Source organism: Kitasatospora sp. NPDC098663 (assembly GCF_044760075.1).
Taxonomy (GTDB): domain Bacteria; phylum Actinomycetota; class Actinomycetes; order Streptomycetales; family Streptomycetaceae; genus Kitasatospora.
Map to the genome: position 1 here is coordinate 79,744 of NZ_JBIWAP010000014.1, position 19,341 is coordinate 99,084.

At 71.2% G+C, this 19,341-nt stretch carries 15 protein-coding genes and 4 pseudogenes; 12 read left to right on the top strand and 7 right to left on the bottom strand.

Translation table 11 applies throughout. The features are described 5' to 3' along the window. Nucleotides 1-197 precede the first annotated feature (197 nt). Nucleotides 198-539 (top strand): hypothetical protein, encoded by a 342-nt coding sequence (locus ACIQVZ_RS17540; RefSeq protein ID WP_402450840.1) that lies wholly within the window; start codon nt 198-200, stop codon nt 537-539. 561 nt (nt 540-1,100) lie between these two features. Here ACIQVZ_RS17540 and ACIQVZ_RS17545 read toward each other — a convergent pair. Beyond that, nucleotides 1,101-2,050 (bottom strand): annotated as a pseudogene (locus ACIQVZ_RS17545) (IS630 family transposase); the annotation flags it as partial. Between the two features lie 129 nt (nt 2,051-2,179). Between ACIQVZ_RS17545 and ACIQVZ_RS17550 the strand changes: the two are divergent. The 3 genes and pseudogenes from ACIQVZ_RS17550 to ACIQVZ_RS17560 form a co-directional block, all read left to right on the top strand. Continuing rightward, nucleotides 2,180-2,479, top strand: a pseudogene (locus ACIQVZ_RS17550) (dienelactone hydrolase); the annotation flags it as partial. A 178-nt stretch (nt 2,480-2,657) separates the two neighbouring features. After that, a pseudogene (locus ACIQVZ_RS17555) lies at nt 2,658-3,002 on the top strand (DUF3291 domain-containing protein); the annotation flags it as partial. Nucleotides 3,003-4,425: 1,423 nt separating this feature from the next. Next, nucleotides 4,426-5,046, top strand: a complete 621-nt coding sequence (locus ACIQVZ_RS17560; RefSeq protein WP_402450843.1) for a hypothetical protein — start codon at nt 4,426-4,428, stop codon at nt 5,044-5,046. Between the two features lie 130 nt (nt 5,047-5,176). Here ACIQVZ_RS17560 and ACIQVZ_RS17565 read toward each other — a convergent pair whose 3' ends face one another. Beyond that, nucleotides 5,177-5,692: an ATP-binding protein gene (locus ACIQVZ_RS17565; RefSeq protein WP_402450844.1), complete on the bottom strand. Its 516-nt coding sequence runs from the start codon at nt 5,690-5,692 to the stop codon at nt 5,177-5,179. 362 nt (nt 5,693-6,054) lie between these two features. Here ACIQVZ_RS17565 and ACIQVZ_RS17570 point away from each other — a divergent pair. Next, a pseudogene (locus tag ACIQVZ_RS17570) lies at nt 6,055-6,282 on the top strand (DUF3291 domain-containing protein); the annotation flags it as partial. A gap of 71 nt (nt 6,283-6,353) precedes the next feature. On the opposite strand, the gene ACIQVZ_RS17575 reads toward ACIQVZ_RS17570, so the two are convergent. From ACIQVZ_RS17575 to ACIQVZ_RS17590, 4 genes are all read right to left on the bottom strand, one after another. Continuing rightward, nucleotides 6,354-7,154 (bottom strand): maleylpyruvate isomerase family mycothiol-dependent enzyme, encoded by an 801-nt coding sequence (locus ACIQVZ_RS17575; protein ID WP_402450846.1) that lies wholly within the window; start codon nt 7,152-7,154, stop codon nt 6,354-6,356. Between the two features lie 321 nt (nt 7,155-7,475). Further along, entirely contained in the window at nt 7,476-7,694 is a 219-nt protein-coding gene (locus ACIQVZ_RS17580; protein WP_402450848.1) for a DUF397 domain-containing protein, read from the bottom strand. A 67-nt stretch (nt 7,695-7,761) separates the two neighbouring features. Next, nucleotides 7,762-7,953, bottom strand: a complete 192-nt coding sequence (locus tag ACIQVZ_RS17585) for a DUF397 domain-containing protein (RefSeq protein WP_402450850.1) — start codon at nt 7,951-7,953, stop codon at nt 7,762-7,764. Between the two features lie 10 nt (nt 7,954-7,963). Next, nucleotides 7,964-8,812 (bottom strand): helix-turn-helix domain-containing protein, encoded by an 849-nt coding sequence (locus tag ACIQVZ_RS17590; RefSeq protein ID WP_402450852.1) that lies wholly within the window; start codon nt 8,810-8,812, stop codon nt 7,964-7,966. A gap of 238 nt (nt 8,813-9,050) precedes the next feature. On the opposite strand from ACIQVZ_RS17590, the gene ACIQVZ_RS17595 reads away from it, so the two are divergent. From ACIQVZ_RS17595 to dnaE, 4 genes are all read left to right on the top strand, one after another. Continuing rightward, nucleotides 9,051-9,410: an ATP-binding protein gene (locus tag ACIQVZ_RS17595; protein ID WP_402450853.1), complete on the top strand. Its 360-nt coding sequence runs from the start codon at nt 9,051-9,053 to the stop codon at nt 9,408-9,410. Beyond that, nucleotides 9,410-9,676: a hypothetical protein gene (locus tag ACIQVZ_RS17600; RefSeq protein WP_350885768.1), complete on the top strand. Its 267-nt coding sequence runs from the start codon at nt 9,410-9,412 to the stop codon at nt 9,674-9,676. Before ACIQVZ_RS17595 ends, ACIQVZ_RS17600 begins: the two co-directional genes overlap by 1 nt. 179 nt (nt 9,677-9,855) lie before the next feature. After that, complete coding sequence (locus ACIQVZ_RS17605; RefSeq protein ID WP_402450855.1) at nt 9,856-10,767, top strand: hypothetical protein; 912 nt, start codon at nt 9,856-9,858, stop codon at nt 10,765-10,767. Nucleotides 10,768-10,896: 129 nt separating this feature from the next. Continuing rightward, complete coding sequence (gene dnaE, locus ACIQVZ_RS17610; RefSeq protein ID WP_350885764.1) at nt 10,897-14,430, top strand: DNA polymerase III subunit alpha; 3,534 nt, start codon at nt 10,897-10,899, stop codon at nt 14,428-14,430. A 68-nt stretch (nt 14,431-14,498) separates the two neighbouring features. Here the strand turns inward: dnaE and ACIQVZ_RS17615 are convergent, their stop codons facing one another. Beyond that, nucleotides 14,499-15,386: a LysR family transcriptional regulator gene (locus ACIQVZ_RS17615; protein ID WP_350885762.1), complete on the bottom strand. Its 888-nt coding sequence runs from the start codon at nt 15,384-15,386 to the stop codon at nt 14,499-14,501. Nucleotides 15,387-15,458: 72 nt separating this feature from the next. Here ACIQVZ_RS17615 and ACIQVZ_RS17620 point away from each other — a divergent pair, with 72 nt between their 5' ends. The 3 genes from ACIQVZ_RS17620 to ACIQVZ_RS17630 all read left to right on the top strand — a co-directional run bounded on the left by ACIQVZ_RS17620 (nt 15,459) and on the right by ACIQVZ_RS17630 (nt 19,253). After that, entirely contained in the window at nt 15,459-16,349 is an 891-nt protein-coding gene (locus tag ACIQVZ_RS17620) for a dihydrodipicolinate synthase family protein (RefSeq protein WP_402450859.1), read from the top strand. A 100-nt stretch (nt 16,350-16,449) separates the two neighbouring features. After that, the gene (locus ACIQVZ_RS17625; protein ID WP_350885758.1) at nt 16,450-17,496 is read left to right on the top strand and encodes an aspartate-semialdehyde dehydrogenase; all 1,047 of its coding nucleotides are present in this window, start codon (nt 16,450-16,452) and stop codon (nt 17,494-17,496) included. A gap of 296 nt (nt 17,497-17,792) precedes the next feature. Next, the gene (locus tag ACIQVZ_RS17630; protein ID WP_402450861.1) at nt 17,793-19,253 is read left to right on the top strand and encodes an NYN domain-containing protein; all 1,461 of its coding nucleotides are present in this window, start codon (nt 17,793-17,795) and stop codon (nt 19,251-19,253) included. Nucleotides 19,254-19,341: the final 88 nt, after the last annotated feature.

The window sequence follows — 19,341 nt, forward strand, 5'->3', positions numbered from 1 at the left end:
TGCCCTACGGCCGTGCCGCCTGGGCGGGTACGCGATCCTGCGGTGGTCACGGCGCGCTCCGGCGGATGTGCCGGGAAGTGGCGGCCCTCGTTCGCAATTCACTCGAAAGGGCTACTGTCGGACATCTGGCTCCGTGACGGATCGGCCACTTAACGTGGTCCTGGCCGACTTCCCGGCCTCGTTCGAAAGGCTCAGCCATGCGTCGTTCCACCGCGCGTCTTCGCCTTGCCACGATCGCCGCCGTCAGCGCAGGCGCCCTCCTCTTCGCCGTCCCCACCTCCGCCAGCGCCGCCACCGGCGAGTTCCTCTACAAGGTCGGCCCCGGCCTCCCCCAGGGCCTCACCGACCCCCCGAGCGAGGAGTGCCTCAACCTGCCCGGCACGTCGGAGGACGAGCCGGCCGATTCGCCGCGGAACCTCACCCTGTCCACGGCCACCGTCTTCGTGGACTTCGACTGCGCGGGCGACGTCTTCTACGTGATGAACCCCGGGAAGATCCTCGGCCAGCGTCTGAAGCTGCGCTCGGTCGTCTTCTCCTGAGACCGGAACCCGGCCGGCCCGGGGCCCGCCCGGAACCGCGGAGGTGTCCGCCGGTTCCGGCGCGCGGCCGGTCGTCCGGGACCAGGTGAGTTCGGCCGGACGCCCGGCCGGGGGTTTCCCCGGCCGGGCGTTCCGCGTCGGCGGCCGCCGGGTCCGGGCGCGACGGCCGTCATGCACTCCGGGCCGCGGGTCCCGCAGGTCGTGACCGGGCCGAGATGCTGAGGCGGTCCCGCGTGAGTGTTCACCCGGGGGCGCGGTGGTGGACGTCCTGGTCGCCACCGCCTTGAGCGACGACGGCCGGGAGGTTCGTCGGGCACCGGTGGATGGAGGTCGGGGCGCGCGCCGTGTCGGTCCGTCCGCTTCCAGGGCCGGCCGGCCTGTGTCCGGGCCGTACCGCTGGACGCCTCGGCCGTCTCGGTGACGACGCCCTCACGTCGGCGAGGCTGTCGGCGGTGCGTGCCGAAACGGACCCGGCGGACGTGGAGGGGCGGGCTGCCGACGGTCGTGACGATGTACGGGGCTTCCTGCGCCTTTGGCGACGCCGGCCGGCGCCGTCGCACGTCAGGCCGTGTTGGCCCTGCTCACGACGGCGGTGAGGCGCTTGTCGGCGGCGTTCTTGTTCCGCCGGATGATGTAGCGGCGGATCGTGCTGCCCTGGGCCTTGTGACTGGGGTGGTCGGTGCCGTCGAGGGCGAAGTAGCGAAGGGCGGTGAACTGGGCCTCGATCCGGTTGAGTCAGGAACTGTTCGTCGGGGTGTAGGCGATCTCGACGTTGTTCGCCGCCGCCCACGACCCGACCCGCTGGCACCGCTTCGTGCTCAGGTGCGGCGAGTAGTTGTCGCAGACGATCGCGATCCGCACGTCCAGTGGGTGCAGCGAGCGCAGGTAGCGGCAGAACTCCAGGAACTTGGACCGGTTCTTGGTCTTCTTGACGTGCCCGTAGAGCTGGTCCTCGGCCAGGTCGTAGGCGGCGAACAGGTGCCGCACCCCGTGCGGGCGGCTGTAGGTGGCCCGCCGCCGGGAGCGGGGTTCGCGGTCGGGGTCCTTGGGCCGGCCGCCGCGCTCGGCCCACTGTCGGCCGGGGTGGGGCTGGAGGTTGAGCGGTCCGAACTCGTCGAGGCAGAAGACGACTCCGGGCTCGCCCTCCTCGGGTACGACCTCGCGGTCGGCGATCGCGTAGAGGTGCTCGACGCGGGCCTTCTTGGCGGCGTAGTCGGGGTCGCGGGAGGCCTTCCAGGTCTTCACGCGTTGAAACGACACTCCCTCCTCGCGGAGCAGGACCCGAAGGCCCTCGTGGCTGATGTCGTCGACCACCCCCTCGGCGACCAGGAAGTCGGCCAGCTTGGCCAGGCTCCAGGTCGAGAACGACCGGCCGGGCTCGACCGGCTTCGACCTCGCGATCTTCTTGATCTCACGGCGCGCTCGGGCAGCGTGAACGTCCTGGGCCGCCCGCCCCGGTACTTCGGGTAGGGGGAGTCGAAGCCGTCGGCGTTGAAGTCGTGGATCACGTCCAGTGACGCCCAGCACAGCAACTGAACGACACGTCATGACGGGGCGAACGTTGCCTGATGCGGCACTAGATTTCCGATCGTTCGTGCAACAGGCTGAAGTCGACGTCAAGGGGCGGGAACGGTTCGGGCATGGCAGAGATCGTCTTGTTTCACCACGCGCAGGGGCTGACCACCGGTGTCGTCGGCTTCGCCGACGAGCTGCGTGCGGCCGGGTATGCCGTGCACACCCCCGACCTGTTCGACGGGCGCACGTTCGACTCGGTCGAGGAGGGCGTCGGCTACGCGCAGCAGGTCGGCTTCGGCGAGATCATCGAGCGCGGCGTCCGCGCGGCCGGGGACCTGCCTCGGCAGGTCGTCTACGGGGGCTTCTCCCTCGGGGTGCTCCCCGCCCAGAAGCTGGCGCAGACCCGGCCGGGCGCCCGGGGCGCCCGCGACGGCTGGTGCAAGAGGCCATCCGGGCGGGGAAAACGCAACTTCGACAGGGGGTGCGGAGGCGGCTATCTTCCACCTGGTCCTCGGCGATCGCCCACGCTCGTAAGGAAGTTGCCTCGGGTCGAGCCGCCCGCGGCCGGGCCCACACCAGGCACCCTCAACCAGGGAGAGACGCATGCCTCATCTCGCGTTGTACACGTTCGGCGCCCTGAAGTCACCCGTCGCCGATCCCGCACCTCTCACGCGCGAATTCCAGGACACCGGCGGGCCCGTCTACCAGAAGATCAGCCAGCACCCCGGGTACCTCGCTCATGCCGAAGCGGCGGACGACGGCCAGGGCGCGCATTTCGACTTGGACTGGGGCGCATGGGGGGAGTTCGTCGTCCCGGCCTGGTACGGCAAGGGCCGTACGGCGGAAACCATCGCGCTGGCCGCGACCCTCTCCCTCTGGACCGACCTGCACTCCGCCTTCGACGCCATCTACACCGGTCTGCACCGTGAGGCGCTGAACAGGCGTTACGTGTTTTCGGCGGGGTGAAGTAGAGCCACTGGGACGGTGGTTTCGGGAGCCACGTTGGTCCATTTGTGAAGGCGTCGGACTGTGCCACAGGTTCATGATCGTCGGCGAGAATGGGAGCCACCCCTATCGGGTGACTTCTGATCGGGGGGCGACCGCGGTGGCGGTCCCTGCCCTGGGTAGCTTGAGGGCGCCGGGCCCTCCTGCCCCGTGTCCCTGACAGGTGCGGTTGAAGGGCGCGGCGCCGTCTCCCCGGACAGCCCAGCCTGGCCGTCCTCGACGAGAGCACTGGCCCCTGTCGTAATCGGCATTCCCTAGTTGTCGCAGGGCGGCGATCCCGGGAGACACCGTCTCGTCCGCCATGGCCACCTTCACCGACAGGGACACCTGCCCGGTGCCACTCACGGGTCAGGGCGATCTCGTCGTCGAACGGGGCAGCCCGCTGGGCCGGTGAACGGTCAGCCGGTAGTCGTCAAGGGCGGCCAGGCGGGCTTGGGGCCGGCGGCCAGCGGGAAGCTGTCGCGGTTGGCCCAGCCGCCTTCGAGGAGCAGCAGACGGCAGGGACGGCCAGGAGCGGCCGGCAATCGGGCATCAGTCCCGGCCAACGACGACGATGCAGGCCGGTGCTACTGGCCGTCTCAAGCACGGCCCCTTCCCCACCGTTCGCCGTGTCGAGCTACCAGACGCCACCTGATCGGCCTTCACGGCTATCGGGGCAAGGGCGCTCTGTACACGCTTGACTCGCGGCGGTGACACCACCGGCCTGACACGACGCCTGAGGTGTCCAGAGCACTGGCCGCACGACCGCAGCAGGTTCATCGAAGGAGAGAAATCCGTGCGTACACCGTTCATAGTCACCGGCCCGGGCCGAGCGCGACGGCTGCCCGCCGTCTCCGCGGCCTTCGTAGCCCTGGCCGCCACGACGGGCGCCCTCGCCACGCCGTTCCCCGCGGTCGCGAGCGACACCCGGGTACCGCAGGCCGTCGCCCCGGCAGCTCAGCCGACCCATCAGATGGCGTTCACCGGAAGCGGGTCGTTCACGGTGCCGGCGGGGGTGACGTCGGTGACCGTGTACGCCTGGGGGCCCGGGGCGCCCGGTGGCGGAGGCGGTGGGGCCGGCGGGGCCGGCGGTGGAGGTGGTGGCGGCGGTTCGAATCTGGGAATCCCGGACACGCTGGGCGGTGGCGGTGGCGGTGGAGGGGCTGGCGGCAGCGGTGGTGGTGGCGGTGGCGCGGGCCAGGCCGGAAGCTACGTCGCGTGCACGCTCGCCGTTGACCCCGGAGATGTCCTGAAGGTCACGATCGACACTATGCGTTCGGCGGGCGGCGGTGGCGGCGCGGCCGGTGGCGGTGGCGGTGGCGGTGGAATCGTGACCGCCGACGGGAAGAGCGGGGGAACCGGACGTCCGGGCGGCGAGGGTGGACGCGTGGACGCCGGCGCCGATGGCGGCAGGTTCTCCACTGGCGTGGAGAACCAGCGGACGTTCGACGAGGCTGTCGCGTTCAATGGCGACTCGGGGCTTCCGGGTGGCGGAGGTCCGGGCGGTGGCGGCGGCAGCGGCGGTGACGGCGGCGAGATCGGCGCGGCGACCGCGCCCGGTGGCGCGGGTGGCTCGCCGGGTGGGGCGTCCAGCGGAGGCGGCGCGGCCTCCTTCATTCGTCCGGGTATCTGCGATGGCACGGCCGTCGCGAAAGTGCTCGGCGCGAGCGGATCCGCCGGCCAGGGCGGCAGCCCCGGCAATGCCGGTGTCACCGGCGGCGAGGGCAGGCGCGGAGCTGTCGCCGGCCCGGGTGAGGCCGGAGGCGCCGGCGGCACGGGCGGCGCGGGTGCTCCCGCCGTCGCCGCGCCCGTCGGCGCGGTCACCCCGCCCGCCGGGACCGGCGTCGGTGGCGCGGGCGGCAACGGCGGCAACGCCGCCACGGGCGGCAGAGGCGGCAACGGAGCCAGCAGCCTCACCGCAGGCAGCGCCGACGGCGCAGGCGGCGCCGACGGCGCAGGCGGCGCGGGCAGCGCAGGCGGCCCGGGCTACGCGCTGATCACCTGGTGAGTGTCGGGCCGGAGCGACCACGCTGCTCCCCGCAGCCGTGCCGACGCCGCTCTGGCCGTCCGGCGTGAACCAGCGCCGACATGTGCCGGGCCTGCCACCATGCGCGGTGGCAAGCCCGGCACACGTGCGGTCAGCGCGTCGGCTTGGCCTGGCGTTCGGCCTCGGTGGCCTGGAAACGGTAGGACTCGGTGCCGGTCTGGATGAGTGTGCAGCGGAAGGTGATCCGGTCGGCGATGGCCGCGCAGAGCCGGGGGTCGGCGAAGATCCTGTCCCATTCGGCGAACGGCGAGTTGGTGGCCACCGCAAGCGTGCTGTTCTCGATCGCCTTGCGGGCCTCGATCGCGACCAGGTCCGTGCTGACCGAGCCGACCTTGAGCACCGTCTCCATCCCCGCCACGACTGCGGCGGCGGGCAGCTGACGGTGCAGCAGCAGGACCTCGATCAGCATCCGGGTGCCCTCCCTGTCCCCGGCCTTTTGTTTGGCCGCGGCCCAGAACGCCTCGTGCACCCTGGTGAATCCGCCCTCCGCCCGGGCCTGCGCCAAGGCAGCGGCTCCGGCGAACGCGCCGGGTTTGACCAGCAGAATCTCCAGGCTCTTCGGCGCGGCCAGGTCCGCGCGCAGCATCGCGTCGATGAAGCCCTTCACCGGCTCCAGCACGCTCGTGCGCGGCGGAGGCTTCTTCCGCTTCGCTGGCACCGGACACACCAGCGCCATCGCCACGGTGTTCCGCGACACCTTGTACCGCTGAGCCAACGCCCGCCCCGAGACCGTCGGATCCAACCGGCGGTCCCGCCGGATCCGCTCAAAGATCCACTCGCGCGACCTGTACACCCACGGGCTCCTGACACGACCGTGACCAACTCGCACAGCCTGCCCGGCCAAACAGCCCAAAGCCCCCATTACTCCAAAGACGGCATGTCACACACCTTCAGACCCGGTGGCTCCCAAACTCGCCGCCGAAGCAACGGCTCCCGAAACCACCGCCCCAGTGGCTCTACTTCACCCCGCTAGAAACACGTTACGACTGGTTCGAGAGGACAGGACGCCCGGGTTACGTGTTCTGGTGGGTCGCCGACGGCGAGATACCCGTCTGGCAGGACGGGGTTTCCAGGCTGGAACACCTCCACGACCACGGCTCCGCGCCGCACGCCTTCACCTTCCACCACGCGTTCGCCCCGGACGGAACTCCGGCCAGGGCCGAAGGCATCGGGCCGAAGAGCGACCAGGTTCGCTGACAAGGAAGCCTGAACGACCGGGTTCGCTGTCAAACGCCTCGATCGAATGACGGCGAACAGATGTCTCTGCGCTACTTCTCCTCCGGCTCCCAGGCGCGGAGCAGGTCGAGCAGCCCTGCGTCTCCGTCAACGTGCAAGGAGTCGGCCTGGATCCGGTCGTACAGGTAGAGGACCAGCTCACCGGCCGTGCCGTGGACGGAGGCGCCAGCCGCGTCCGAGTCCTCGCCGGTCGCGGCGGTGGGCGCGGGGACGCGGGTGGTGCGTGCGCCGTCGCCGTCGACGGTGAGGCGCCAGGAGCGGCCCTCGGCGGCGTGGAAGTCGAAGGCCGTGGGCTTGTGCGGCCAGGCACTCGGCGTTGCGCAGACGGTGAACAGGAACTCCTCCACACCGTCGAGTGCCAGCTCGACCGGCAGCTGCTGCGGGGCGCCCCCGGCGAGCTGGGCGTCGTAGGTGTGCACCGCGGTCTCCTGGACCCGGTGCCGGGCGACACCGCCGGCGGTCCGCGGTGACTGCGACGCGGGCCACCACGTCCAGCAACCGCTCTCCGGTCCCGCCGCGCTCAGGGCGCCCAGCAGAAGCTGCGTCGACGCGTCCAGCCAGGCCAGCAGGGCCTCACGCTCCTGCGGCACTTCCAGCGCGGCGCGCGCGGCGACGGCCTCGGCCGGGGGCGCGTCGGCGGGCCCCGCGCCGACGATGGCGGCCCAGAACCGGTCTCCCCCGCCCAGGTGCTTCACCAGATCGAACAGCGTCCACCCGGGGCAGGTCGGCACCTGCGCGTCGAGACCGGGCGCGGCGGCGACCGCGGCGCGGAAGGCGGTCGACCGTTCATCGATCAGTCGCAACAGATCGGGGAATTCAAGATTCTTTTCCACGCCGGATGTCTACCACCGTGCTCCGGTGGTCGGACAGCGATTTTCACAGTCGCCGCCGGTCGGCCATTGCGGACGTCCTCGCCTCCCACCGCTCGGGTGACAAGCCGCGCACTGCCGCGAGGACGCTGGTCGTGGCGGTACGCCAGGCGTCGTGCCTGTGGGTGCTCTGGCCCGTCGTGCGGCCGGGCCCCTCGGCGACGTGACCTCCGCCCGGTGCGCGCGGTCATGCTGCCGCTCGATGTGATGGACGCGGAGGTCACGACGGCGGGGGAGGACCGGCCGGGTCGGGAGCTCGGGTGGCTCCCGTTCGACCAGCACTCCTCAAGTTCGGGACAGAACAACAGCCGCTTGGGCGTGGTGGTCGAACTCGCCGGCTTTGGCGGCCTGGAGGAAGGCGGCGAAGTGGGCGGGGGTGGTGGGGAGGGTGAGGTGGCCCTCGTCGGACTCGCGGAGTTCGACCAGCCCGTGGGTGGTGCGGATCTCCACGCATTCGTTGCTTGAGGCGCTGTAGCTGGACTTCTGCCAGGTGGTGTCGGTCATCTGGGGTCCCCCGTTGGTTGTTTGGCGCAGGAAGTCGGGCTGGCCGACTTCCTGCGCTGTGGGGTGTCTAGGCGTGGTGGTCGAACTCGCCGGCTTTGGCGGCTTGGAGGAAGGCGGCGAAGTGGGCGGGGGTGGTGGGGAGGGTGAGGTGGCCCTCGTCGGACTCGCGGAGTTCGACCAGCCCGTCGACCGTGCGGACCTCCACGCAGTTCTCGACGCTGCCGCTGAAGGAAGACTTCTGCCACTTGGTGTCGGTCATGATGGGCCTTTCATAGGTCTCGTGCGATTTTGCTGATCAGGTCGCGAGAGTTGCTCGTGCTCAGCGCAACCGATTCAGTGCGCTCGAAGATGTACCGGTAGCTGGCCAGCTCGTTGACGGCGTCGACGTATTCGGGGCCCTGGGAGAGTTCCCGCTCGACAGTGTCGAGCTCAGGGACTGAGCCGAACGCATAGGCGAGGTTCTCGGCAGCCCCGGGGAAGGTCTCGACGTCGAACGGTACGACTCGAATGGTCATCCAGGGCAGTTCGGAGTCTTCGAGCAGGGAGCCGAGTTGTTCCTTGAGGATCTGGGTACCGCCGAACCGAGTCCACAGCACCGACTCGTAGATGAAAGCGGTCAGCGGCTTCGGATTGCGGCGCAGGTCGGCCTTGCGCTGCATTCTGAACGCAGTGCGGGCCTCCAACTCGTGCCGAGGGAGCGGAGGAAATACTCGCCCGAAGACCGACGAGGCGTAGTTGATGGTCTGGCAGGGGCCCGGCATGTGGGTGAGGAGCCACATCATGAGCCCGTCCGAACGCTTCTCCAGCTCCGCGTTCTCAAGGATGCCGTCAGGGAGGGACCCTCGGTACTCCTCCCACCAGCCCTTGGAGCGGTCTTGGACCATGGACTCCAGAGCCTCGATCAAGGGCATGTTCGTGCACTTGCAGGCTGCGGCGAAGGAGCGGAGCCGTTCTGGGCTCACGCCGATCTTGCCAGACTCCATCTGGCTGACCTGAGTTCGGTCGATGCCAAGGGCCCTGCTCAGGTTTACCGTCTGAAGACCGGCGGCCTCGCGCATCTTCCGAAGCTCGGCACCGATTCGACGTTGACGGAGCGTCGGATTGAGTCGTGGCGGCATTGGGTCCTTCCTTGCCGGTGTGTCCCAAGTCTGCCGCGCCGCTTGGGCGCGGGTCCACCTGGGGACGGAGGGTGGCACTTGAGGGTGAACCTATCCCGTTTTAGTTCTACACGTGATACCGGTGCTGTATGTTCGGTGTCACGACGATCCGACGGATCGTCAATAACGCCCGCTCATAGGGCTCTCGGCGGCATGCCCGCCGGTTCTTCCCTCACCATCACGCCTCGGGAGAACTCCCATGCGTCACCTCAACACGCCCTCCCTCGCCATCGCCCGCCAGTCGCTCCGGGAAGCGATGGGTCGTTGCGGGTACCCGACCTCGGTCACCGACGACGCCGAACTCGCGCTCGTGGAACTGCTCGTGAACGCCTGGCGGCACGGCGGCACCCCCGCGCCGCTCGTCCTCATCCTCGCCGTCGGCCCCACCCTCCGGGTGTCCGTCAGTGACGAGAGCCCGAGCCTCCCGCAAAAGCAGGAGCCGGCGCCCCTCGCCCAGTCCGGCCGGGGCCTCCAGCTCATCGAAGGCCTCACCCACCGCTGGGGCGTGGACCCCCAGGAACGCGGCAAAATGGTGTGGTTCGAGCTGGACGCCGCCTGATGTCCTACCCCCTCCCGCGCCGTCGCCCCATGATGCCGACCGACCCCCGGATCCGGCTCTACACCGACGACCACATCCGTACGCTGCTCGCCGAAGTCGACGAGCGCGGCCGCAAGTTCGGCCTCATCTGGCCCTCCGCCACCACGGACAAGACCATCGACGGCCGCATCCTCGTCCGCTTCAACGCGGCCCCCGCCTCCACCCTCCTGAACCTCCTCTCCCTCCTCCTCGCCGCCGAGCGAGGCGACGACTCGTGCGTTTCCTGATCGCCACCGCTTTCGCGGTCCTCCTCGCCCTGGCGATCGCCACCGTCGTCCTGGGCGTCATCACCGCCCTCCGCGCGACCCCGCCCGACGAGGACACCTAACCCCCACCCCCCACCCCCCACCCCCCACCCCCCAGCCCCCGCCGCTCAGCCGTCGGGGGCTGAGGGACGATGGAGCACGTGGCACAGCGGAGATACGAGTACGCCCCGGCAGGCACCCTGCCCGGGCTGTTGCAGCGCGGCCGGGGCCTGGGCGCGCAGATGGCGGCGGAGGATCCGGCCTCGGCCGCCGAGCTGGTCTACGGCTGCATCCGCTGGGACTGGCGCTGGGACCGGCAGGTGGACGACCGGCACCTCTACCTGGCGCGGCTCGTCCGGGACCTGGAACTGCCGGTCGGACCGATCGTCGAACTGCTGTCCGGGGACGAGGACACCTGCCTGCGGGCCACCGGAGTCCTGGAGCTGCTGGCGCTCGCCGGCTCCGCCGAGGCCCGGGAAGCACTCCGTGCCCACGTCCGCGAGGACGAGCACCCGGTGGCCGGGCAGGACGTACGCCGGCGGCGTGGCCCTCGCGGCTCGACGGACCCGGCTCCCGAGCGGCACAGCGCGAGCCCGCACGCCCTGCTGCCGGAGCACGGCGGCGACGCGAGTGATCTCGATCTGCCCACGGCGACGGGCGAGCTGGAACGGCAGTGGACGTCCCAGGAGTGGTCCGGCCCGATGCACACCGCCCGGGGCCTGGCCCGGTTCGGCCCCGACGCCGCCGGGGCCGCGTCGCTGCTGCGCCGCTTCTGGCTGTGGACGCCGCACTCCTCCGAGCGCCCCGCCTACCTGGAGGCACTGGCCGCCGTAGCCCCCGCCGGGCTGGCCGAGGTGTACACCGAGTGCCTGTGGGACTGCGAGGCCGACGCCCGCCTCCTGGCCGTCGCGCACGCCCCCGACCGCCCCCACGTCCGGGAACGCCTCGCCCACCTGCGGGACGACCCGATGGAGGTACCGGAGGTTCGCGAGGCCGCCGGGACGCGACTCGCCGGGCTGAGCTCGGGAGGCTCCGAGCGGGAGGAGGGCGCCTGCGAAGGGGAGCTAGAGTAGACGCGTGAACGCGTGAGTGATGGTCCGGACCCCGTGAGGTGGTTCGGGCCACATCTGTTTCCAGGCACCCTGTGTGACCTGCGCGTTCGCCGGCCCACCAGACCCGCACCCGCCTCCGGAGGCCCCGCCTTGAGCGATCAGCCGTTCGCGCATCTGCACGTCCACACCGAGTACTCGATGCTGGACGGTGCCGCCCGGCTGAAGCAGATGTTCAAGGAGGTCGAGCGGCTGGGCCAGACCCACGTCGCGATGACCGACCACGGGAACATGTACGGCGCCGCCGAGTTCCACAAGCAGGCGACCGCCGCCGGGATCACCCCGGTGATCGGCATCGAGGCGTACGTCGCGCCGGAGTCCCGCTCCAACACCAAGCGCATCCTGTGGGGCCAGCCGCACCAGAAGCGGGACGACGTCTCCGCCTCCGGCGCCTACACCCACAAGACCATCTGGGCCCGTAACAAGGAGGGCCTGCACAACCTCTTCAAGCTGACCTCGCGCTCCTACGCCGAGGGCTGGCTGGTGAAGTGGCCCCGGATGGACAAGGAGCTGATCTCCGACCTGTCCGGCGGCCTGATGGCCACCACCGGCTGCCCGTCCGGCGAGGTGCAGACCAGGCTGCGGCTGGGCCAGTTCGACGAGGCGGTGAAGTCGGCCGCCGACTACCAGGACATCTTCGGCAAGGAGAACTACTTCCTGGAGCTGATGGACCACGGCCTCGACATCGAGAAGCGGGTCCGCGACGGGCTGCTGGAGATCAGCAAGAAGCTGAACATCCCCCCGGTCGTCACCAACGACTCGCACTACACCACCGAGGCCGACGCCGGGGCGCACGACCTGCTGCTCTGCGTGCAGACCGGCAAGAACCTCTCCGATCCGGACCGCTTCCGCTTCGACGGCACCGGCTACTACATCAAGTCGGCCGCCGAGATGTACGCCCTGGACTCCTCGGACGCCTGGCAGGAGGGCTGCCGCAACAGCCAGCTCCTCGTCGCCTCCCGGGTCGACACCGAGGGCATGTTCAAGTTCAAGAACCTCATGCCGCGCTTCCCGATCCCGGAGGGCTTCGAGTCCGAGGCGGACTTCTTCAAGTCCCAGGTGTGGAAGGGCATGGACTGGCGCTTCCCGGGCGGGTACGACGAGGAGCACAAGAAGCTCGCCGAGTACGAGATGGACACCATCATCCAGATGGGGTTCCCGGCGTACTTCCTCGTGGTCGCCGACTTCATCATGTGGGCCAAGGAGCAGGGCATCGCGGTGGGCCCCGGCCGTGGTTCGGCGGCGGGCTCGCTGGTCGCGTACGCGATGGGCATCACCGACCTCGACCCCATCCCGCACGGCCTGATCTTCGAGCGCTTCCTCAACCCCGAGCGCATCTCCATGCCCGATGTCGACATCGACTTCGACGAGCGCCGGCGCGGTGACGTGATCCGGTACGTGACCGAGAAGTGGGGATCCGACAAGGTCGCCATGATCGTCACGTACGGCACCATCAAGGCGAAGGCCGCCATCAAGGACTCCTCGCGCGTCCTCGGCTACCCGTACGCGATGGGCGACCGGATCACCAAGGCGATGCCGCCGGACGTGATGGGCAAGGGCATCCCGCTGTCCGGCATCACGGACAACAGCCACCCGCGCTACAGCGAGGCCGGCGAGATCCGGGGGCTGTACGAGACCGACCCGGACGTGAAGAAGGTCATCGACACCGCGCGCGGCATCGAGGGCCTGATCCGCCAGCCCGGCGTGCACGCGGCCGGTGTCATCATGTCCGCCGAGCCGCTGACCGACCACATCCCGGTCTGGACCCGGCACACCGACGGCGTCACCATCACGCAGTTCGACTACCCCACCTGCGAGGGCCTCGGCCTTCTCAAGATGGACTTCCTCGGCCTGCGCAACCTGACGATCATGGACGACGCCGTCAAGGCGATCGAGAAGAACAAGGGCATCAAGATCAACCTGCTTGATCTGCCCCTGGACGACAAGCCGACCTACGAACTGCTGGCGCGCGGCGACACGCTCGGCGTCTTCCAGCTCGACGGCGGCCCCATGCGCTCGCTGCTGCGGCTGATGAAGCCCGACAACTTCGAAGACATCTCCGCCGTCCTCGCGCTGTACCGACCGGGCCCGATGGGCGTCAACTCGCACACCAACTACGCGCTGCGCAAGAACGGCCAGCAGGACATCACCCCGATCCACCCGGAGCTGGAGAAGCCCCTGGAGGAGATCCTCAAGCCGACGTACGGCCTGATCGTCTACCAGGAGCAGGTGCAGAAGGCCGCCCAGATCCTCGCCGGCTACTCGCTCGGCCAGGCCGACCTGCTGCGCCGGGCCATGGGCAAGAAGAAGAAGGAGATCCTGGAGGCCGAGTTCGTGCCCTTCCAGAAGGGCTGCCGGGACCACGGCTACTCGGACGCGGCGATCCAGGCGGTGTGGGACGTCCTGGTGCCCTTCTCCGGCTACGCGTTCAACAAGGCGCACACCGCCGGGTACGGGCTGGTCTCGTACTGGACGGCCTACCTCAAGGCGAACTACCCGGCCGAGTACATGTCCGGCCTGCTGACGTCCGTCAAGGACGACAAGGACAAGTCGGCGATCTACCTCAACGAGTGCCGCAAGATGGGCATCCAGGTGCTGCCGCCGGACGTCAACGAGTCGGACTCGGACTTCACCCCGCACGGTGACACGCTCGTCCGGTTCGGCCTCACCGCGATCCGCAACGTCGGCGGCCCCGTCGTCGACTCGATGATCCGCACCCGCAAGTCGAAGGGGAAGTTCAGCTCCTTCCCGGACTTCCTCGACAAGGTGGAGTCGGTGGTCTGCAACAAGCGGACCGTCGAATCGCTGATCAAGGCGGGCTCCTTCGACTCGCTCGGGCACACCCGCAAGGGCCTCAGCGCGCAGTTCGAGCCGATGATCGACAACGTCGTCGGGGTCAAGCGCAAGGAGGCCGAGGGCCAGTTCGACCTGTTCGGCGGCGACGCCGTCTCCGACGAGCCCAGCTTCGGCCTCGACGTCGTCTTCTCCGAGGAGGAGTGGGAGAAGTCCTTCCTGCTCACCCAGGAGCGCGAGATGCTCGGCCTGTACGTCTCCTCGCACCCGCTGCACGGCATCGAGCACGTGCTCGCCGACAAGGCGGACTGCGCGGTGGCCGACCTCGCCGAACGGCCCGACGGCACCATCGTCACCATCGGCGGCATCATCTCGGGCCTCCAGCGCAAGATGACCAAGCAGGGCAACGCCTGGGCGATCGCGACCGTCGAGGACCTCGCGGGCTCGATCGACTGCATGTTCTTCCCCGCCAGCTACCAGCTGGTCTCGGCCCAACTCGTCGAGGACGCCGTGGTGTTCGTGCGCGGCAAGCTGGACAAGCGGGAGGACGTGCCGCGACTGATGGGGATGGAGCTGTCCGTCCCGGACCTGTCGAACGCGCACGCCGAGGCGCCGATCATCATCAACATCCCGAGCGTGAAGATCACCCCGCCGCTGATCGCCCGGCTCGGCGAGGTGCTGGGCAGCCACCGGGGCACCACGGAGGTCCGGGTGCGGCTGGAGGGCCGCAACAAGACGACCGTGCTGCGGCTGGACCGGCACCGGGTGAAGTCGGACCCGGCGCTGTTCGGGGACCTCAAGCAGCTGCTCGGGCCGAGCTGCCTGGCGGGCTGAGCCGGTGACCGATCCCCCGGGGTGCGCCCCGGGGGATCAGCCGTGCCCGCCCAGGCCCGGGGGGGGGATCAGCCGTGCCCGCCCAGGCCCGGGGGGACGGCCGTGTGCAGGGCGGAGACGAAGGCCGAGATGGCCGGGTGGGAGCCGGCGCCCGCGCGGAAGGCGGCCCGGGTGCGGCGGTACATCGGCAGCCGGGTGAGGACCACGCCGGGCGGCGGCTGCGCGGCGCCCAGCTGCGGGACCAGGGCCACGCCCTGGCCGGCCGCCACCAGGGCCAGGACGGTCGCGAAGTCGTCGATCTGGTGCCGGATCCGGGGCGCGAACCCGGCGGACTCGCAGGCCCGGACGGCCATGCTGTGGCAGAGCGTGCCCGGCGGGGCCATGATCCACGGCGCGCCGCGCTGCTCGGCGACGGTGCCCGGGGCGCGGGCCGCCAGGTACATCGGCTCGGTGAACACCGGACGGGTCACCGCCAGGCCCGGCTCCGGATCGGCCGGGACCAGGTCGTACTCGTGGACCAGCGCGACGTCCAGCTCGCCCGCGCGCAGCGCCGCCGCGACGCCCGCCGGATCCACCTCCGTCACCATCGGCTCCAGGCCCGGATGCCACGCGGCCAGCTCGCCCAGCACCGCCGGGATGATCGCGCGGGCCGCCGACGGATAGGTGCCGATCCGCAACGGGCCGGCCAGGCCCCGCCGGGCGTGGGCGAGTTCGGCGCCCGCCTGCTCCAGCAGGGCGAGCACCGCCTCGGCGTGCCGGACGAGGTTGCGCCCGGCCGGGGTGAGCGCGACCCGCCGCCCGGTGCGCTCCAGCAGCGGGACGCCCGCCTCCTTCTCCAGGACGGACAGCTGCTGGGACACCGCCGAAGGGCTGAAGGAGAGCGCCTCGGCGACGGCGGCGATGGTCCCGAGGTGGGCGAGTTCGCGCAGCAGGCGCAGGCGTCGGACGTCGAGCATCGGCTCAGCTTACGAGAAGCATCACGAATGTGAACTGGACCTGGGTGATCGGCGGGCCGCAGGATCGTGGCCATGGAACTCACCGGCATCCACGTCCCCCTGATCACGCCCTTCGCCGCGGACGGCACGGTCGCGCTGGACGCCCTCGCCGTGCTCGCCGCCGAACTGCTGGAGGCCGGCGCGGCCGGGCTGGTCGCCCTCGGGACCACCGGCGAGCCCGCAGCGCTGAGCGAGGACGAGCGCTGGGCCGTGGTCGAGACCGCCGCGGCCGCCTGCGCCGGCCGCGGGGCCCTCCTGACCGTCGGCGCGCACGGCGGCGACACCCGCTCCACCGCCGAGTCGCTGGCCGCGCTCGGCAAGCGGGTGCCGCAGGCCGCGGCCGCGCTGGTCACCGTCCCGGCGTTCCTGCGGCCGGGCGAGGCCGGGACGGTCGCGCACTTCCGGGCGATCGCCGCGAGCAGCCCGCTGCCGCTGGTCGCCTACCACATCCCGTACCGCACCGGGCAGCAGCTGTCCGCCGCCGCGCTGCTCGAACTCGCCGCGCTGGACGGCGTGGTGGGCGTCAAGTACGCGACCGGGGGAGTGGACCAGACGGCGGTGGAACTGCTCGCCGCCGCCCCCGCCGACTTCGCGGTGCTGACCGGGGAGGACGCCTTCCTGTCGCCGCTGCTGGCGCTCGGCGCGGCCGGCGGCATCCTGGCCTCCGCCCATCTGGCCACCGCCCGGTTCGTCGAGCTGACGCAGGCCTGGCAGGCCGGGGACGCCGCCCGGGCCCGGGCGCTCGGGCACCGGCTCACCGGGCTGGCGCTGGCCGCCTTCGCCGCGCCGAACCCGACGGTGATCAAGGGCGTGCTGCACGCCCAGGGCCGGATCCCCACCCCGGACGTCCGGCTGCCGCTGCTGCCGGCCGGCGGGGCGGAGGTCGAGGCGGCACTGAAGCTGGTGAGTGGTCTGGACCACTAGTCGCTCTCACACCGTGGAACACCAGGCCGCCGCACCCTCGTGACAAGGCATGATGGGCAGAGTGCGGCTGTAGACAGCACCATCCAGAGGAGTAGTCGGAATGAAGATCGGCATTGTCGGGGCCACCGGCCAGGTCGGCACAGTGGTCCGCGAGATCCTGGCGGAGCGCGCCGGCCGTGAAGGCGGACTGGGCCCGGTCGAGCAGCTGCGGCTGTTCGCCTCGGCCCGCTCGGCCGGACGCACCCTGCCCTGGCAGGGCACCGAGGTCACCGTCGAGGACGCGGCCACGGCCGACTACACGGGCCTGGACATCGTGATCTTCTCGGCCGGCGGCTCCACCTCCAAGGCCCTCGCCCCCAAGGCCGCCGCGGCCGGCGCCGTCGTCATCGACAACTCCTCCGCCTGGCGCCGCGACCCCGACGTCCCGCTGGTCGTCTCCGAGGTCAACCCCGGCGCCATCGCCGACCGGCCCAAGGGCATCATCGCCAACCCGAACTGCACCACCATGGCCGCCATGCCCGTGCTGCGCCCGCTGCACGAGGAGGCCGGCCTCGCCGCGCTCGTCGTCTCCACCTACCAGGCCGTCTCCGGCAGCGGCGTGGCCGGCGTGGCCGAACTCCAGGACCAGGCCGCCAAGGTCGTCGACGGCGCCGCCGCGCTCGCCCACGACGGCTCCGCCGTCGAGTTCCCCGAGCCCAAGGTCTACCAGCGCCCGATCGCCTTCAACGTGGTGCCGCTGGCCGGCTCCATCGTCGAGGACGGCTCCAACGAGACCGACGAGGAGCAGAAGCTCCGCCACGAGAGCCGCAAGATCCTCGGCATCCCGGACCTCAAGGTCGCCGGCACCTGCGTGCGCGTCCCGGTCTTCTCCGGCCACTCGCTCCAGATCAACGCCCGCTTCGAGCGCCCGATCAGCCCCGAGCGCGCCGCTGAACTGCTCGCCGCCGCCCCCGGCGTCGAGCTGTCCGACATCCCCACCCCGCTCCAGGCCGCCGGCCGGGACCCGAGCTACGTCGGCCGCATCCGGGCCGACGAGACCGTCGAGCACGGCCTGTCGCTGTTCGTGTCCAACGACAACCTGCGCAAGGGCGCCGCGCTCAACGCCGTCCAGCTGGCCGAGCTGGTCGCCGCCGAGCTCAAGGGCTGACACCCGGCCCCGCCGGGCCGCAGGCGCTCGCACGCAGGGCGTGCGCCCGCTCGCACCACCCGGCGTGACCAAGGGCGGGCCCCGTCGTTGAACGGGGCCCGCCTTTGCGTTCCGTTGGGCTTGCCGTTGCGGTACCGCGACATCCGTCGAGGTTCGGCGCGCGAACCAGGGGGAAAAGGTGACCCAACGCTCGGGCGGCCACGGGGGCCCCTCACCCCACCACGCCCGGACGACGGGCGGATCCGCGCCCACCCGGCCCGACCCCCCACACGAGGGCGAGTGGAAAGAGGTGCGCGATGGACCGCTGTGTCGTCCTGGTGGATGCCGGATACCTGCTGGGCGCCGCCGCCAGCCTGCTCGCCGGTGACCCATCCCGTTCCAGAGTCACCGTCGACCACACCGCGCTGATCACCGCGCTGCGCGAACGCGCCGAAGCCGAGACCGGACTGCCGCTGCTGCGCATCTACTGGTTCGACGCCGCCCCCGACCGGCGCCCGATGCCCGAACACCGCCGGCTGCGCGTCCTGCCCCGCGTCACCGTGCGGCTCGGCGCCCTCACCCGCGCCGAAGGGCGCTGGGTGCAGAAGGGCGTGGACGCCGCCATGCACGCCGAACTCTCCGAGCTCGCCCGCAACCGGGCCTGCGCCGACGTCGTCCTGATCACCGGCGACGGCGACCTGCTGCCCGGCATGATGACCGCCAAGGAACACGGCGTGGCCGTCCACCTGTGGGCGCTCCAGGCCGCCGACGGCGACTTCAACCAGTCCGAGGACCTGGTCGGCGAGGCCGACGAGCGAAGAGTGCTCGACCGCGAGTGGATCGAGGGCTCCTTCAGCCTCCGGGACAACGCCAACGTCTTCCCGGCGCCCGGCGCCCGCCAGGAGATCGCCAAGATCCTCGCCGCCCCGCCCGTCGGCCCGCCCGCGGTGGCACCCGCCGCGGCGCCGGTCGTGGCGCCCCCGGTCGTCCGGCCGGCCGCCGTCGCCCCGGCCACCGTCCCCGCCGCCGTCGGGGCCTCCGCCCTCGGCGCCGTCCCGGGCGCTGTCCCAGGGGCGGTTCCAGCGGCGGGGCGGCCCCAGCCCGCCGCCGCGCTCAAGGTCGTCCCCACCCCCAAGGACCTCGCCGGGCGCACCCCCGCCGTCACCCCGGCGGTCAACGGCCACGGCGGCACCGGACTCGCGAACGGGCACGGCGGCAACGGGCTCGTCAACGGGCACGGCGCCAACGGACACGGCGCCAACGGGCTCCTGAACGGGCAGGCGAACGGGCAGGCGAACGGGCACGGCACCAACGGGCAGGCCGTCGGCTCGACGGGCGCCGCCGGACAGGCCGGCCCCGTCCTGCGCTGGTCCTCCGACCGCGGCTGGGTCGACCGCCCCGCCCCCGAACCCGCCGTCACCGCCGGCGACACCCTCCCCACCCTCGCCCAGCTCACCACCGCCGAACAGCGCTGGGCCGACCGCGAGGAGGACATCACCTCCATCGGCGGCGACGCCCACGAAGTCGGCCAGGTCTTCGCCCGCCGCTGGAGCGACCGGCTGGGCGACGTCGAACGGCTCACCGTGCTCTGGCCCGACTACCCCCGCATCCCGCACCGGGTCGACGGCGAACTCCTCCGCTACGCCGCCCGCTTCGGACTGCTCGCGCACAAGGACGACCAGATCGACGAACACGACCGCTACGCCATCCGGGCCGGATTCTGGAAGGAACTGGCGGTGCGGGTGCCCGGCGGATCGATGGTGGTCGTGGACGACTGACGGGCGAACGGGCCGGGTTGGACCCGGCGTACCGCGCGCCGGTTTTCGGTGATCAGGCCCCCTTGTCCGGTTCGCCCGTGCGAACGCG

Excerpts from the sequence above, each read along its gene's own strand:
- ACIQVZ_RS17540 (WP_402450840.1), top strand. The coding sequence starts at position 198 with ATGCGTCGTTCCACCGCGCGTCTTCGCCTTGCCACGATCGCCGCCGTC.
- ACIQVZ_RS17630 (WP_402450861.1), top strand. The coding sequence starts at position 17,793 with ATGGACCGCTGTGTCGTCCTGGTGGATGCCGGATACCTGCTGGGCGCC.
- ACIQVZ_RS17600 (WP_350885768.1), top strand. The coding sequence starts at position 9,410 with ATGTCCTACCCCCTCCCGCGCCGTCGCCCCATGATGCCGACCGACCCC.
- ACIQVZ_RS17595 (WP_402450853.1), top strand. The coding sequence starts at position 9,051 with ATGCGTCACCTCAACACGCCCTCCCTCGCCATCGCCCGCCAGTCGCTC.
- ACIQVZ_RS17615 (WP_350885762.1), bottom strand. The coding sequence starts at position 15,386 with ATGCTCGACGTCCGACGCCTGCGCCTGCTGCGCGAACTCGCCCACCTC.
- ACIQVZ_RS17625 (WP_350885758.1), top strand. The coding sequence starts at position 16,450 with ATGAAGATCGGCATTGTCGGGGCCACCGGCCAGGTCGGCACAGTGGTC.
- ACIQVZ_RS17590 (WP_402450852.1), bottom strand. The coding sequence starts at position 8,812 with ATGCCGCCACGACTCAATCCGACGCTCCGTCAACGTCGAATCGGTGCC.
- ACIQVZ_RS17620 (WP_402450859.1), top strand. The coding sequence starts at position 15,459 with ATGGAACTCACCGGCATCCACGTCCCCCTGATCACGCCCTTCGCCGCG.
- ACIQVZ_RS17580 (WP_402450848.1), bottom strand. The coding sequence starts at position 7,694 with ATGACCGACACCACCTGGCAGAAGTCCAGCTACAGCGCCTCAAGCAAC.
- ACIQVZ_RS17585 (WP_402450850.1), bottom strand. The coding sequence starts at position 7,953 with ATGACCGACACCAAGTGGCAGAAGTCTTCCTTCAGCGGCAGCGTCGAG.